The 12,936-nt window shown below is 61.8% G+C and carries 11 protein-coding genes and 1 rRNA gene; 9 read left to right on the plus strand and 3 right to left on the minus strand.

All coding sequences use genetic code 11. From position 1 onward, the window contains the following. The 4 genes from rrf to J7302_RS21885 form a co-directional block, all read left to right on the plus strand. Nucleotides 1-83 (plus strand): 5S ribosomal RNA (gene rrf / locus J7302_RS27165); the annotation flags it as partial. 149 nt (nucleotides 84-232) lie between these two features. Beyond that, nucleotides 233-895: a paraquat-inducible protein A gene (locus J7302_RS21875; protein ID WP_215379641.1), complete on the plus strand. Its 663-nt coding sequence runs from the start codon at nucleotides 233-235 to the stop codon at nucleotides 893-895. Next, entirely contained in the window at nucleotides 882-1,502 is a 621-nt protein-coding gene (locus tag J7302_RS21880; protein ID WP_215379644.1) for a paraquat-inducible protein A, read from the plus strand. Before J7302_RS21875 ends, J7302_RS21880 begins: the two co-directional genes overlap by 14 nt. Then, complete coding sequence (locus J7302_RS21885; RefSeq protein ID WP_215379646.1) at nucleotides 1,495-3,786, plus strand: PqiB family protein; 2,292 nt, start codon at nucleotides 1,495-1,497, stop codon at nucleotides 3,784-3,786. Before J7302_RS21880 ends, J7302_RS21885 begins: the two co-directional genes overlap by 8 nt. Nucleotides 3,787-3,842: 56 nt before the next feature. Here the strand turns inward: J7302_RS21885 and mksF are convergent, their stop codons facing one another. Genes mksF through mksB form a run of 3 tightly spaced genes read right to left on the minus strand, consistent with a single transcriptional unit; the run spans nucleotide 3,843 to nucleotide 8,637 of the window. Continuing rightward, nucleotides 3,843-6,677 carry an Mks condensin complex protein MksF gene (mksF, locus tag J7302_RS21890; RefSeq protein ID WP_215379649.1) on the minus strand — a complete coding sequence of 945 codons (2,835 nt, stop codon included), beginning with the start codon at nucleotides 6,675-6,677 and terminating at the stop codon, nucleotides 3,843-3,845. Continuing rightward, nucleotides 6,674-7,381, minus strand: a complete 708-nt coding sequence (gene mksE / locus J7302_RS21895; protein WP_215379651.1) for an Mks condensin complex protein MksE — start codon at nucleotides 7,379-7,381, stop codon at nucleotides 6,674-6,676. The genes mksF and mksE overlap by 4 nt, the downstream gene beginning before the upstream one ends. Next, nucleotides 7,378-8,637: an Mks condensin complex protein MksB gene (mksB, locus tag J7302_RS21900; RefSeq protein WP_215379654.1), complete on the minus strand. Its 1,260-nt coding sequence runs from the start codon at nucleotides 8,635-8,637 to the stop codon at nucleotides 7,378-7,380. Before mksB ends, mksE begins: the two co-directional genes overlap by 4 nt. Before the next feature lie 236 nt (nucleotides 8,638-8,873). Here mksB and J7302_RS21905 point away from each other — a divergent pair, with 236 nt between their 5' ends. The 5 genes from J7302_RS21905 to rimI all read left to right on the plus strand — a co-directional run bounded on the left by J7302_RS21905 (nucleotide 8,874) and on the right by rimI (nucleotide 12,925). Next, nucleotides 8,874-9,482, plus strand: coding sequence for a hypothetical protein (locus tag J7302_RS21905; RefSeq protein WP_215379656.1), 609 nt, complete (start codon nucleotides 8,874-8,876; stop codon nucleotides 9,480-9,482). Nucleotides 9,483-9,566: 84 nt separating this feature from the next. After that, nucleotides 9,567-10,004, plus strand: a complete 438-nt coding sequence (locus tag J7302_RS21910; RefSeq protein ID WP_251702196.1) for a hypothetical protein — start codon at nucleotides 9,567-9,569, stop codon at nucleotides 10,002-10,004. Nucleotides 10,005-10,143: 139 nt separating this feature from the next. Next, the gene (locus tag J7302_RS21915; protein WP_215379662.1) at nucleotides 10,144-11,694 is read left to right on the plus strand and encodes a 2-isopropylmalate synthase; all 1,551 of its coding nucleotides are present in this window, start codon (nucleotides 10,144-10,146) and stop codon (nucleotides 11,692-11,694) included. Next, nucleotides 11,691-12,476 (plus strand): energy transducer TonB, encoded by a 786-nt coding sequence (locus J7302_RS21920; RefSeq protein ID WP_215379665.1) that lies wholly within the window; start codon nucleotides 11,691-11,693, stop codon nucleotides 12,474-12,476. The genes J7302_RS21915 and J7302_RS21920 overlap by 4 nt, the downstream gene beginning before the upstream one ends. Beyond that, entirely contained in the window at nucleotides 12,473-12,925 is a 453-nt protein-coding gene (gene rimI, locus J7302_RS21925) for a ribosomal protein S18-alanine N-acetyltransferase (protein ID WP_215379667.1), read from the plus strand. The genes J7302_RS21920 and rimI overlap by 4 nt, the downstream gene beginning before the upstream one ends. Nucleotides 12,926-12,936 lie beyond the last annotated feature (11 nt).

The raw sequence follows: 12,936 nt of genomic DNA on the forward strand, positions 1-12,936 counted from the left end.
CCCATCCCGAACTCAGTAGTGAAACGACGCATCGCCGATGGTAGTGTGGAGCTTCTCCATGTGAGAGTAGGTCATCGTCAAGCTCCTATCCCAAACCCCCGATACGCCCAGGCGTGTCGGGGGTTTGCCTTTGGGCGTTGAAAAGAATGGTGCTTCGTCGGTAGCGATCATTTGCGTCAGTGTGACTGCTGCTCGTCTAGAATAACCCGGTGACTCTCAGAGCTTTCCCCATATGCCAGAACAGGCCGATGACTGTGTTTTAGCGGACTATCCCCTGCACGATCTGATTGCCTGCCATGAGTGCGATCTGTTGATGCGGCGTGCTGACCTCGTTGAAGAGCAGAAAGCCTGTTGTCCCCGCTGCGGCTATGAACTGGTCGTGCACCGCTCGAACATGGTGCGCAGAGCACTGGCACTGGTGCTGACGGCCTTGCTGCTCTACGTCCCCGCCAATTTCCTGCCAATCATGGAACTAAACCTGCTAGGGCAAACCACGCAAGACACCGTGTGGACTGGGGTGGTCGGTCTCTATCAAACCGGAATGGGTAGTGTGGCCGTACTGGTGTTCCTGTGCAGCATGTTGATTCCCCTGGTCAAGTTGCTCTGCCAGCTCGTTGTCCTGTTGTGCATTCGCTATCGCAAGGGACGTGAGATAGGGATGCAGATCTACCGTCTGTACCACCACTTGCGTGAGTGGGGGATGCTTGAGGTCTACCTGATGGGCATCCTGGTATCCATCGTGAAGTTGATCGATCTTGCAGACCTGCATCTAGGTGTTGGGTTGGCCTGTTTCATCGCGCTCTTGCTCTCGCAGGTCTGGCTGGAGGTCACTATGTCGTCCCACCAGGTTTGGGATGAACTTGACTCGGAGGGAGGGGCTCATGCGAGCCATTGATGCCGGTATTCTCGTTTGCGACGAATGCCACCAGCTGAACCGTCCGCAGCCAGAGGAGGGGCAGACCTGTCGCCGCTGCGGCGCTCGCTTGTACGCACGGCGCCCCGACAGCCTCGTACGTACCTGGGCACTGCTGATCACGGCCACTATCCTCTATGTCCCAGCCAACGTCCTGCCGATCATGACGATCAACTTCTTCGGCACTGGGGCTCCGTCCACGATCATGGGTGGGGTAATCGAGTTGATTCACGCCGACATGATCCCAATTGCTCTGGTTGTATTCATTGCTAGCATCCTTGTACCTACGTTCAAGCTGGTTGGTATTGCAATGCTGCTTTACTCAGTGCAGCGGCACCTGCCGATGTCTCCTAGGCAAAGAATTCTGATGTATCGCTTTATTGAATGGATCGGTCGCTGGTCGATGCTGGATATTTTCGTCATCGCCATCCTCGTGGCGCTGGTGAGCTTCGGCAACCTGGCCAGCATCGAAGCCAATCTGGGGGCGGCGGCCTTTGGCAGCGTCGTGGTGATTACCATGATCGCGGCCGTGACTTTCGACCCCAGGTTGATCTGGGACAACACCGAAGTGGAAGACGAGAATGCCTGAGCTGCCAACGCCAAAAACACGCAAGACCTCGAATTGGTCGGGGATCTGGGTGCTGCCGCTGGTAGCCCTGCTCATCGGCCTCTGGTTGGCCTGGAAGGCTATGAGCGAGGCTGGCATCGAGATTCAGATTCGCTTCGAGAACGGCGAAGGTATCCAGGTAGGGAAAACCCAGCTGATGTACAAGGGCATCCAGGTGGGCAAGGTCACAGATCTGCACGTCAGCTCTGACATCAAAGGGGTCGTGGCGACTGTTGAGGTGCTCAAGGAGGCCGAGCCTTATCTCAGCAAGGAAACGCGCTTCTGGCTGGTTCGGCCGCGCGTTTCTCTGGCGGGTGTGACGGGCCTTGAAACCCTGGTTTCAGGCATCTACATCGCGATCGATCCGCAAAAGGGTGAGCGGGAGCGACGTTTTACCGCCTTGGCGGAACCACCGCCACTATCCGATTCGCTGCCCGGTCTGCACCTGACGCTCAAGGCCGACCGTCTGGGCTCGCTTGAGCAGGGCAGTCCGGTTTACTACCGGCAGATCCAGGTCGGTCAGGTGAAGAACTACCAGTTGGCCGAAGACCAGCGCACCGTTGAAATCAAGATCCACATTGAGGCCCCATACGCAGAGCTGGTGCGCAAGCACACCCGGTTCTGGAACGCCAGTGGATTGGATGTGTCAGCAGGACTGAGCGGTGTGAGGATCCGTACAGAGTCGGTTCTGAGCATGGTCGCTGGCGGCATTGCATTTGCCACCCCCGAGCATCGACAGGACAGCCCGCCGACCGACCCAAGCATCCCCTTCCGGTTGTATGAGGGTTTCGAAGCGGCGGAGGCAGGTCTGCGCGTTACCCTGCGGATGCATGATGTCAGTGGCCTGAATCCGGGCTCCACTCCGGTGATGTACAACGGGGTACAAGTGGGGAGTTTGAAGAAGCTCGATATGGACAAGGACTTTACCGGAGCGACTGCCGAGCTGACCATGGAGCCTCGCACTGAGGATTTCCTGGTGGAGGGTACGGAGTTCTGGACGGTCAAACCGTCCATCTCCCTGGCAGGTATCACCGGTATCGAGGCCTTGGTGAAAGGCAACTACATCGCAGTGCGCTTCGCCAAGGAGGGAGCACCGACTCGTGAGTTCCAGGTCCGGCCCAAGGCGCCGCCGCTGAATACCGACGCGCCGGGCCTGCACCTTGTCCTTACCAGCGACCGCCTTGGTTCGCTGGAGGTCGGCAGTCCAGTGTTGTTCCGCCAGATTCGCGTGGGTAGCGTACAGAGCTATCAGCTATCGCGTGACCAGCAGCGCGTGGTCATCGGGGTTCACATCGAACCGGAGTTTTCCAAGCTGGTGAACGAGTCCACGCGCTTCTGGAACTCCAGCGGCGTAACGCTCAAGGGTGGTTTGTCAGGCGTCGAGGTGAAGAGCGAGTCGCTTCAGACCCTCCTGGCCGGAGGCATTACCTTCACGACGCCAGATCCCAAGGCCAAGCCGGTAACTCGCCCCCGGCGGTTCTCGCTTTATTCAGATGAGGCCCAGGCGTTGGTCAAAGGAACCATGGTCGAGATCGCTATGGACCAGTCCAATGGTGTCAAGGCGGGCACCCCAGTTCGTTACAAGGGGCTGGATGTAGGCGAGGTTGAGCAGGTGACCCTCAGCGAGGACCTTTCTGGCGTCCTGATCAAGGCGCGTATCACTCAGGCGGCGGACCGGATCGCCCGGACGGGGACTCAGTTCTGGGTCGTCAAGCCTGAGTTGGGGCTTCTACGGACTGCCAATCTGGACACACTGGTGAGCGGACAGTACCTAGAGGTCCAGCCGGCTGAGCGGCCGGGCGCTCCCAAGACTCGTTTCACTGCGCTACCGCAAAGGCCGGACGGCCAGGCCAGCGAGGAGGGGCTACAGATCGTCCTCAGCGCGCCGCGCCTGGGTTCTCTGAAGCCTGGGGTAATTGTCAGTTATCGCGAAGTGCCGGTAGGCAAAGTGCTGGCCTACGAACTGGGTAAGTCCGCTGACCGCGTGCTGATCCGCGTGTTGATCGAGCCTCGCTTCGCGCCTCTGGTGCATAGTGGCAGCCGATTCTGGCATGCCAGCGGTATTGGCGTGGACGCAGGCTTGTTCAAGGGAGTGAAGGTGCATACCGAATCGCTCGAAGCCCTGATTGAGGGCGGGATCGCCTTCGCGACGCCGAACGAGGCGCAGATGGGTAACCCGGCGCTACCTGGCCAGACCTTTGCCCTGCATGATAAGGCAGAGGATGAGTGGTTGACCTGGGCGCCGAAGATTCCCTTGGCCCAGTAATTCCATTCAATAAGAAGGGCCGCTGATGCGGCCCTTCTTGTTTAGTTCCCTAACTGTCAGGCAGGCTCGGCAGCGGGCTCGGTTTCTTCAGTCGTCGCTTTCACCGTCTCGCGGCGCTTGATGAACTTCCAGTCGGCTTCGTCGATGTAGATGCCGTTCGGCCCACTGCCGCCTTCAAGATCGATGGCGACATTGGCCGATACCTGCGGCTTGACCGAGGCGAGGATCGGCGTGAAGCCGAGCTGCTGGCTGGTTTCGATCAATGCCTGCTGGTTGCGTTCGTCGATGTCAGCCGCTTCGTCGAGATAGTAAGGTAGGCGGATGCGACCGGCCTGCTCACGGTCCATCAGGTGCAGCAGCAGATACATGTTGGTCAGCGCCTTGATGGTCATGGTGGTGCCGTTGGAGGCAGCGCCATCGATGTCCGTATGGATGACCGGCTGACCGTGCACCTTGGTGATTTCGAACGCCAGCTCGAAAAGATCCTTCAGGCCTAGCTGGTTCTGGTTGGCTGCCACCAGGCGCGCCAGATATTCCTTGGCCTCTTCGTTCTTCGCATCCTGATCAGCTGTTTGCGTCAGGTCGAACACCGAAAGGGTTTCGCCCTCTTCGTACTGGCCTGCGCTGTGAATGATCTGGTCGATATGGCGCAGTGCTTCCTTGTTCGGCGCGAGGACGATGCGGAAGCTCGAGAGGTTGGAAACCTGGCGCTTGTTGATCTCGCGGTTGAACAGCGCCAGCTGGTGTTCCAGGTTGTCGTAGTCGCTGCGGATATTGCGCAGGGTCCGGGCGATATCGGTCACGGCTGCGCGACGTGCCTTGGCTAAAGTCATGGCCTCGTCCTGGCGGTGTGCGTAGGCGTTGATCAGCAGTTGGAGGCGGCGTTCGGTGTCGTCTTCGCTGTCGAACTTGGCTACACCCTTGAGGCGTACCTGGGCGTAGAGCGCTTCGATCTGTCCGTCGATGCGCTGTAGCGCCTGCCAGGTGTCCTGATAGTCGTTCAGCAGCGGTAGCAGGTTATCCAGGCTGTCGTCCACCGGGTCCATGAACGGTTTGCCGAACGGCAGGTTGGCGGGCAGCAGTTGGCGACGGCGCAAGGCGTCTTCCAAGGTACGCTCCTTGGCTTCCAGGTCTGCCAACTGACGGCCTACCAGCTGAAGCTTGGCGGAGAGCTGCTGGACGCGTTCGGTGAAGGCGTCGCTGGATCGCTTCAGCTCGTCCTGGGTGGCCTCCAATTGCGCCAGTTCTTCCAGCTTGGCCGGCTCTTCTGCGCACAGGGTTTCGCTGCGGCGGTAGTCTTCCAGGGCCTTCTGCGCATCCAGCACTGCTTGATAGAACTGCTCGGCCTGGGCTTTGCTTGCAGCGCGGTCGGCGGCGACGGCCTGTTGGGTCTTGAGCTGCTTGAGCTCGCGCTCCAGACGGTCCTTCTGGTCGCGCAGCGCGGCACGGTCGGCCAAAGCCTGTAGCGCGGGCGGCTCGATGTGGGAAAGGTCGATGGAAAGGCCGGGTACCTCGAACTGGCTGCCCTTGAAGCTGTCGAGCACGGCTTCCAGGGTTTTCACCCAGGTTTCGCCATCATCGAGCTGGATGCCTTTCTCGCCCAGCGGCAGGCTGAACAGCTGGCCGTTGAACAGGCGCATCAGGCGGTCGACATCGGCCTGGGAGAACTCTTCACGCAGGCGCGAGTAGCTGTTGTTGTCGGCATGGTCGAGCTGCTGCTTGACCGCCTTGAGGCGTTTCTCGAGGTCGCGCAAGCGCTCGTCCAGATCTTCGGCGGAGAACTGCCGCGATTGGGCCAGGGCGCCGGCCAGTTCGTCGTGGGCGTCCTTGGCGGCGAGCAGTTGCTGCTCCAGGACCTTGACGTCATCCACCAGCGCGAAGCGGTTCTTCAATACCGCCAGTTCGCCCAGCCAGCGCTGGCATTCGGTGATGGCGCGCTCCAGGCGCATCAGCTCCTGGGTGCCGCCGCGCTGTTCGTTCTGCAGACCGTCCTGCTCGCTCCGGTAATGCTCGGCCTGGATGACCAGTTCCTCACGGCGAGCGGCGGAATAATCCTGCCAGGTGCCCAGCAGGGAATCCAGCAGCGGGGAAATGCGGTGCAGCTTGCCGCGCAGCACTTCGCGCTGGGTAACGCCATTTGCCAAGGCCTCCACCAACGGGCCGGCGGCGACCAGGGCCTGGTAGTCCTGCTCCATGCGGCGCACATCGCGGAAGGCTTCCTCGCACGCGGCTATGTAATCGACGCTGCCGGAGCGCAGGCTGTGCTCGAAGGCGTCGAGGAACAGCTGCTTGAGCTTGGCGGCAGTGATCTCGCGCATGTGTAGCAGGTTGATGAACAGCGAGCGGAAGGTCTTCAGGCTCTGTTCGCTGGTGGAGCGCAGCGGGATCAGGGTGAGATCAAGCGGGATCGAGGTATGGCCGCCGACCAGCAGGCGGCGCAGTTCGTCCGGCTTCAGCTCATAGGCTTTGATGCCTTCGCGCTCGAGGTTGTTGAACAGTTCGCGTTGGCGCAGGCAGGTGCCGCCCTGCTGGTAGTGGTCCAGGTCCAGCTCGCCGCGGTAGGCGAAGAACTGGTGGCCGAATCCGCCGCCCGGGCCGCGACCGGCCACGCCGATCACGTGCGGTCCATGGGGCAGGACCACTTCGACGAGGATGTAGCTGGTGTCGGTGGCGAAGTAAAACTTGCGCGACTGCTCCAGGCTGTACTTGCCGAAGCTCATGTCCGACATGCGCGCAAGGATCGGGAACTGCAGGGCATTGATCGAGGCGGATTTACCCAGGTTGTTGGCGCCATAGATCGACAGCGGGGTTTCCAGTGGGAACAGGCCGAGGCTGTAACCCGCCGTATTCAGCAGGGCGAAGCGGCGGATGCCGTAGCGTTCCTGGCTCATGCGTCCACCTCCTGGGCTGCGCGTTCTTCGGCCATGGCACGGGCCATGGCGTCTTCTTCGGACTCGTCGGAGTCCAAGGTGTCAGGGATGTCCATCGGGATGATCGTGTCGCCGCTGTCATCGTCCAGCAGTACCGGAGCGTGCAGCTCGAGGTCAGTGCTGTGCAGGCTGGCAGCCAGGTCGCGGTCGTGTTGCACCGACAGGCACACATCGAGGAAACGGTGCATCGGTGGCAGGAAACGATACACGCCGTTGCTGTCCTCGGCGAAACCAAGCTGCGTCAGGCGGCGGATGATTTTTTCTTCCAACTCTTCATGGGTGGTGACTTCGGCCTGATGGAACAGGTCGCGGTACTTGTCCAGCAGCGATGGCAGTTCGTCGCGGCCAATGCTGCCGCCATCGAGCACGGACAGCGGATCGCGGCCCTGGTCAGCCAGGTGCTCGACGAGGATGAAGGTGAACAGCGCCAGGCGCTGGGCGGTCTTGTTCACCTGGGCACCCATCTGCTCGGGCACGAAGTAGTAGAAGCCACGAGGGTCGCACACCAGTTCGAAGCCGAGCGCCTTGAACAGGGCGCGGTACTGGTCCTGCTGGGTGGACAGCTGGGCGTAGCACTCCGGCTCACTGCGGGAGAGGTGATAGCCCTTGAACAGCTCGCGGAAGATCGGCGCCAGCTGGGTCATTTCTTTCAGGTCGATATTCATGCAGAGGTCTTCTCGGCCGAAGATTGGCTTTTGATCAGGGCGTAGGAGCTCAGGCTGACCTGGTGCTCGGCGGTCAGGTAGTCACGGCGTTCCAGGCGTTCGCGCTGGAAGCGCGCGTCGCGTGATAGGCGCGAGAACCAGTAGAGCAGCTCGTCGGTGGCACCTTCCGGCTCCTGTTCAAGCAGCCAGACCATCAGGTCCGGCAGCGGCAGGGCCTGCTCACAGCGGTCGAGCATTTCCCGGGCGGTTTTCGGTGCCCGCGGTGCGCTGGCCTTGCGTGGGCCGCCGGATTTCGGGAAGTGCGCAGGCTTGGGCTGGAAGCGCGCCAGGGCGTAGACGTAGGCCTCGACCTGAGAAGCGCTGCCGAGGAAGGTACTCTGCGGCCGGGTAAACAGCGGTAGGGCGGCTTGCGGAACGGCGTCCAGGCCTTTCTTGCGGATCACCGACAGCGCCAGGGCTGCGCCACGGGTCACCGCGTTGTGCCGGCGGGCTTCCTCACGCAGCGGCAGCAGCAGCTCGCGGGCCTTGCGCAGGGTCAGCTGGGCGCTGGTCTGCATCTCCAGGATGCGAGCGTGAGTCCGCAGCAGCAGGTCGTCGTCGACCAGTTGGCCAAGACGTTGCTGTTCGCCCAGGAGGCGCAGTAGCACCTGTTCGACGCGGCGTACGCCTTGTTCGAAGGCGCCATCGGCAGCGACCAGCTGGATCATCGGCTCGACGTATTCATCCCAGGTAGCCAGCACCTCGGCATAACGCTGGCGCAGGGGAATCTGCCGGTCGCTGGTCTTGGCCCGATCGGCCACGGCGACCAGCGCCTGCTCGTCGTTGTCGAGCTTCTTCAATACGTCGCGCACGCGCATGTCGAGTAGGCGCAACTGGCGCGCCAGGTCGTTGCCGTCGCGGATCTCGAATGCTTCCTGAATATAGCCAGCGAGGCGCTCCAGGTGGCGCAGGTAGGCCTCGATCTCCAGGCACAGCCCCAGGCGGTGTTCGCGCCGCAGGTAGGCGAGGAAGTCGTGAATCTGCGCGTTCAGCTCGAAGCGGTTGGGGCTTTTGGCCACTGGCACCAGGATATCCAGGCGCACCCAGAGGTCGAGCAAGGCGGTGATGTCGGTGGGCGTACCCTCCGGCAACTGGCCGGCGAGCTGGACACGCAGCTCCACCAGGCTCAGAGTGCCAGCGTCGAAGCGCTCGCAGAGCGGCTCAAGCAACGTCCAGTGTTCGGCAAGGGCGCGCAATACGCGCTTGGGATCGATCATCAATTGGCCGGTTTCGCTGAAAAAAGAGGCGATTGTACTTCAGGATGCCAGTGGCATTTCAGCCTCTGCCGATCAGAGGCCAATAGTCTGTCGAGGGACTGACGATTTTGGTCAGTTTGCGACTGGCCTCGGGCTGCCAATTGGTACCAGATAAGCCGCATCCCTGAATCAGCTGTTTGAAATGCCTGGCATGTTTTCTGCCTTGCCAGTTGGATTGTGATTGATCAGCAGGCGACATGACTCCGAATTACGCCCTTTCAGCCGATGCCCGTTGGGCCGAGTTGGAGCGCCAGACCGACCTCGACTGGAATCTGGATGCCATCACCAACCGCCAGGAAGCGATTGCTTTTCTGTTGCGTTTCGAAAACCGCCTGTGCGTCTATTCCGGGTATGTGGAAAAGCTCTACAGCAACTACAGCTTCGTGGTACCCGAGGAGGCGCACGGCAGCATCACCATCCTGCCGGACGAGCGGGCCTGGCACGACACCTTCAACGAGATTCCTGCTGAGTCCGTAAAACCGACCGGTGTTCACATCCTGCCCGGGGAGGTTCTTGGCAGCAGCGGACTCTACATGAAGATTCCCGGGGGACATCCACTGAGCCCGTCCTTCGAATTGCCTTTCCAGGAGGGGCTGAAGATGCTCATCCAGCGCTATCAGGCACGCGGTGAGCAATTCCTGCCGGTGCTGGTGAAAGGGGATCTACGCGAATACGAAGCTCGCATGCCGTCGCTGCACCTGCACCGCATCGATCCACACCATCTGGGGCGCATCTCGCGGCTAGAGATCGACATCATCCGGAGCACCATCGCCGAGCACCTGATCGGCCTTTTTCGCCAGCGTTGAGAGCGGCATTACCCGCGGTTGTGGTCATGGGCAATTGCCTGCCTGGTGTGGGGCGCACAACCTGCCTGGGCGGAGCTTCGTGCGATGGATGAAGGCGAGTTGCAGGGCATCACAGGTCGTGACGGTTTGAGTCTCAGCTCGGATATCAATTTCGCCGCCAACCCCGAACAGACCCGCTGCCCGGGCGGGTGCGGTACGCGTATCGCCTTCCAGTCAGCCAACGGTGCAGGCTTCATCGTTATCGACAACATCCGTGGCACTTTCAGTTTCGACGGCGTACAGCTGGATGTGGTCAAGATCGACATCGACAGCGGATTTGACGGCGACGGCGCCGCTTTCAATGCGACAGCCCTGCGTCTGGGGCTGACGTCTGCTCGCTTCTCAAATGCTCAGTTCACCCTGGCCAGTTCCAATCAGGTGCATGGCGACCAACCGGGTCATCGGCAGACGGAGGTTTTCATCTACCACACCGATGGCGAGGTGCGCCTGCACGGCAACCTCTACCTATTCGGCACCCGTTGACCGGCCGACAAGGCTCACCGGCCTTCCCGTTCGCGGGAATTCACGCGACAATCCGGCCGTTGAGCACCCATCGTCACGAGTGGGGGGTGCCGCCAGCCTGAGCGGGCTACACGCCTGCTCGCGTCTTGAGGAGCGGAGCATGAGCAGCAACGATCGCGTCATCATTTTCGATACCACCCTGCGGGACGGCGAGCAGAGCCCCGGCGCTTCCATGACCAAAGAAGAGAAGCTGCGCATCGCCAAGGCCCTTGAGCGTCTGCGGGTCGACGTGATCGAGGCTGGCTTCGCCATCGCCAGTCCGGGCGACTTCGAGGCGGTCAAGGCGATCGCTGACAGCATCAAGGACAGCACGGTGTGCAGCCTCTCGCGGGCCATGGACGCCGACATCGACCGAGCTGCCGAGGCCTTGGCCGGCGCCAACTCCGGGCGTATCCATACCTTCATCGCCACCAGCCCCATCCACATGCAGTACAAGCTGCGTATGCAACCGGACCAGGTGGTGGAGCAGGCAGTACGCGCGGTGAAGCGGGCACGCAACCTGTGCGAGGACGTCGAGTTCTCCTGCGAGGACGCCGGCCGCTCGGAAATCGACTTCCTTTGCCGCATCATCGAGGCTGCCATCGATGCCGGTGCCCGCACTATCAACATCCCGGACACCGTGGGCTACGCCATTCCGCACCAGTACGCGGAGACCATCCGCCAACTGCTGCAGCGCATTCCCAACGCCGACAAGGCCGTGTTCTCGGTGCACTGCCACAACGACCTGGGCCTGGCCGTAGCCAACTCCCTGGCCGCCGTCGCCGTAGGGGCGCGGCAGGTGGAATGCACCATCAACGGCCTTGGCGAGCGTGCCGGCAATGCGGCGCTGGAAGAAATCGTCATGGCCATCAAGACACGCCAGGACGTACTCGGCGTCTACACCAACATCGACACCCCGCACATCCTCAGCACCTCGCGCATGGTATCCGGCATTACCGGCTTCCCGGTTCAACCGAACAAGGCCATCGTCGGCGCCAATGCCTTCGCCCACGAATCGGGCATCCACCAAGACGGCGTGCTCAAGCACCGCGAGACCTACGAAATCATGTCCGCCCAGTCGGTGGGCTGGAACACCAACAAGATGGTGCTCGGCAAGCACTCCGGGCGTAACGCTTTCCGCACCCGCCTTGACGAGCTGGGCATCCAGCTGGGCAGCGAGGCCGAGCTGAACGCCGCTTTTGCCCGCTTCAAGGAACTGGCGGACAAGAAGCACGAGATCTTCGACGAAGACCTCCAGGCGCTGGTCTCCGACACCCTCGGAGAAGAGGCGCCGGAACACTTCAAGCTGGTCTACCTGGAGGTTGCCTCCAAGACCGGTGAAGTGCCGCAGGCCAAGCTTGTGCTGAGCATCGATGGCGTGGAGCAGGGCTCCAGCGCTGAAGGTTCCGGCCCCGTCGACGCCACCTTCAAAGCCATCGAAGCTTTGGCCGGCTCGGAGTCCACCCTGCAGTTGTACTCGGTCAACGCCATCACCCAGGGGACTGATTCCCAGGGCGAAGTAACCGTTCGCCTGGAAAAAGGCGGTCGTATCGTCAACGGCAATGGCGCGGATACCGATATAGTGGTTGCTTCCGCCAAGGCCTACCTCAACGCGCTGAACCTGATGCAGGCAGGCGTGCGCAAGGCCCATCCACAGGTTGCTGACGTTTGATCGCTGAACTCCGCCGTCGCGCTTACCTCAGCGCCATGCAGGTAGCCACCTGGCTACCACGCGTGGCGCTGCCGTTCGCCGCCCCCTCCCGCCTGGAGCTGCTCGACGCAGCTCCGGCAGTGCTGCTCGAAGACACCCCGGCCCCGAGCGAGGTCCCGGCTGCGCAAGCCGCGCCGGCGGCCGAGGCTCGCCCGAAGATCGAGGTGCCGCGCCCTGGCAGCACGCAGCGTCAGGCTGTGCAGCCTGAGGCGGAGCCCAGCGCCGCGGCCGATGCGCCACCAGCCAAAGCCGAAGTGGTGCCGCCGCCGCGTTTCTCCCTGCAACTGCTGCGCGCAGGTAACTGTCTGCTGCTGGTCGAGTTGCCCACTGGCGAGGCCTTCCAGAGCCGCGATCCGGCCTATCTGCTGCTCAAGGACCTGCTGCGCGCTGCCGGCCTGCCCGACAGTCCGCAGCTGATCGGCGAACCGGTGCGCTGGCCCTTGCTCAGTCGCGGCAATATGGACCAAGGGCCCGATGCCGCCCGTGATTTCGTTCAAGGCTTTGTTGCTGCCCGCCAGGAAGAGCAGGGCGAATGCGCCTGCCTGTGGCTGGTCGGGCAGCCGGCCATTCGCTTCGCCGGCGAGGCGGACTCAGAAGCCGTCAACCTCGAACTGCAGGTCGAAGGCCTGGGTGCTGCCTGGGCGCTGCCGGGCCTCGAGCAATTGATGGACGAGCCCCAGCGCAAGGCTGAACTCTGGCAAGCCATGCGCCGCATCATGCGTCGCTGGAAGAACACCGAATGACCGACGCCGTTTCCTTCCGCCCTATGACCGAGGCGGACCTCGATGCTGTACTGAAGATCGAGTACGCCGCCTTCAGCCACCCCTGGACCCGCGGTATCTTCATCGACAGCCTGAAATCCTATGATTGCTGGTTGATGTTTGAAGGCAGCCAGCAAATTGGCCATGGTGTGATCAACGTCATCGTAGGCGAAGCCCACCTGCTGAACATCACCGTGAAGCCGGAAAGCCAGGGCCGTGGCCTCGGCTTGCGCCTGCTGGAACACTTGATGCGCCGGGCCCGCGAGTTGGAAGCTGGCGAATGCTTCCTTGAAGTGCGGGCCAGCAACCAGCCCGCCTACCGCCTTTACGAACGCTATGGCTTCAATGAAATTGGCCGACGCCGTGGATACTACCCAGCCGTCGGCGGCCGTGAAGATGCCCTGGTGATGGCCTGCACACTGCTTGACTGATGCGTTTGCGT

Origin of the sequence: Metapseudomonas boanensis (assembly GCF_018704125.1) — a bacterium.
GTDB classification, from domain to species: domain Bacteria; phylum Pseudomonadota; class Gammaproteobacteria; order Pseudomonadales; family Pseudomonadaceae; genus Metapseudomonas; species Metapseudomonas boanensis.

Bases quoted from the DNA above. Each gene is read 5' to 3' on its own strand.
- J7302_RS21910 (WP_251702196.1), top strand. From the start codon at position 9,567: ATGGATGAAGGCGAGTTGCAGGGCATCACAGGTCGTGACGGTTTGAGT.
- J7302_RS21880 (WP_215379644.1), top strand. From the start codon at position 882: ATGCGAGCCATTGATGCCGGTATTCTCGTTTGCGACGAATGCCACCAG.
- rimI (WP_215379667.1), top strand. From the start codon at position 12,473: ATGACCGACGCCGTTTCCTTCCGCCCTATGACCGAGGCGGACCTCGAT.
- J7302_RS21905 (WP_215379656.1), top strand. From the start codon at position 8,874: ATGACTCCGAATTACGCCCTTTCAGCCGATGCCCGTTGGGCCGAGTTG.
- mksF (WP_215379649.1), bottom strand. From the start codon at position 6,677: ATGAGCCAGGAACGCTACGGCATCCGCCGCTTCGCCCTGCTGAATACG.
- J7302_RS21875 (WP_215379641.1), top strand. From the start codon at position 233: ATGCCAGAACAGGCCGATGACTGTGTTTTAGCGGACTATCCCCTGCAC.
- mksE (WP_215379651.1), bottom strand. From the start codon at position 7,381: ATGAATATCGACCTGAAAGAAATGACCCAGCTGGCGCCGATCTTCCGC.
- J7302_RS21915 (WP_215379662.1), top strand. From the start codon at position 10,144: ATGAGCAGCAACGATCGCGTCATCATTTTCGATACCACCCTGCGGGAC.
- J7302_RS21885 (WP_215379646.1), top strand. From the start codon at position 1,495: ATGCCTGAGCTGCCAACGCCAAAAACACGCAAGACCTCGAATTGGTCG.
- mksB (WP_215379654.1), bottom strand. From the start codon at position 8,637: ATGATCGATCCCAAGCGCGTATTGCGCGCCCTTGCCGAACACTGGACG.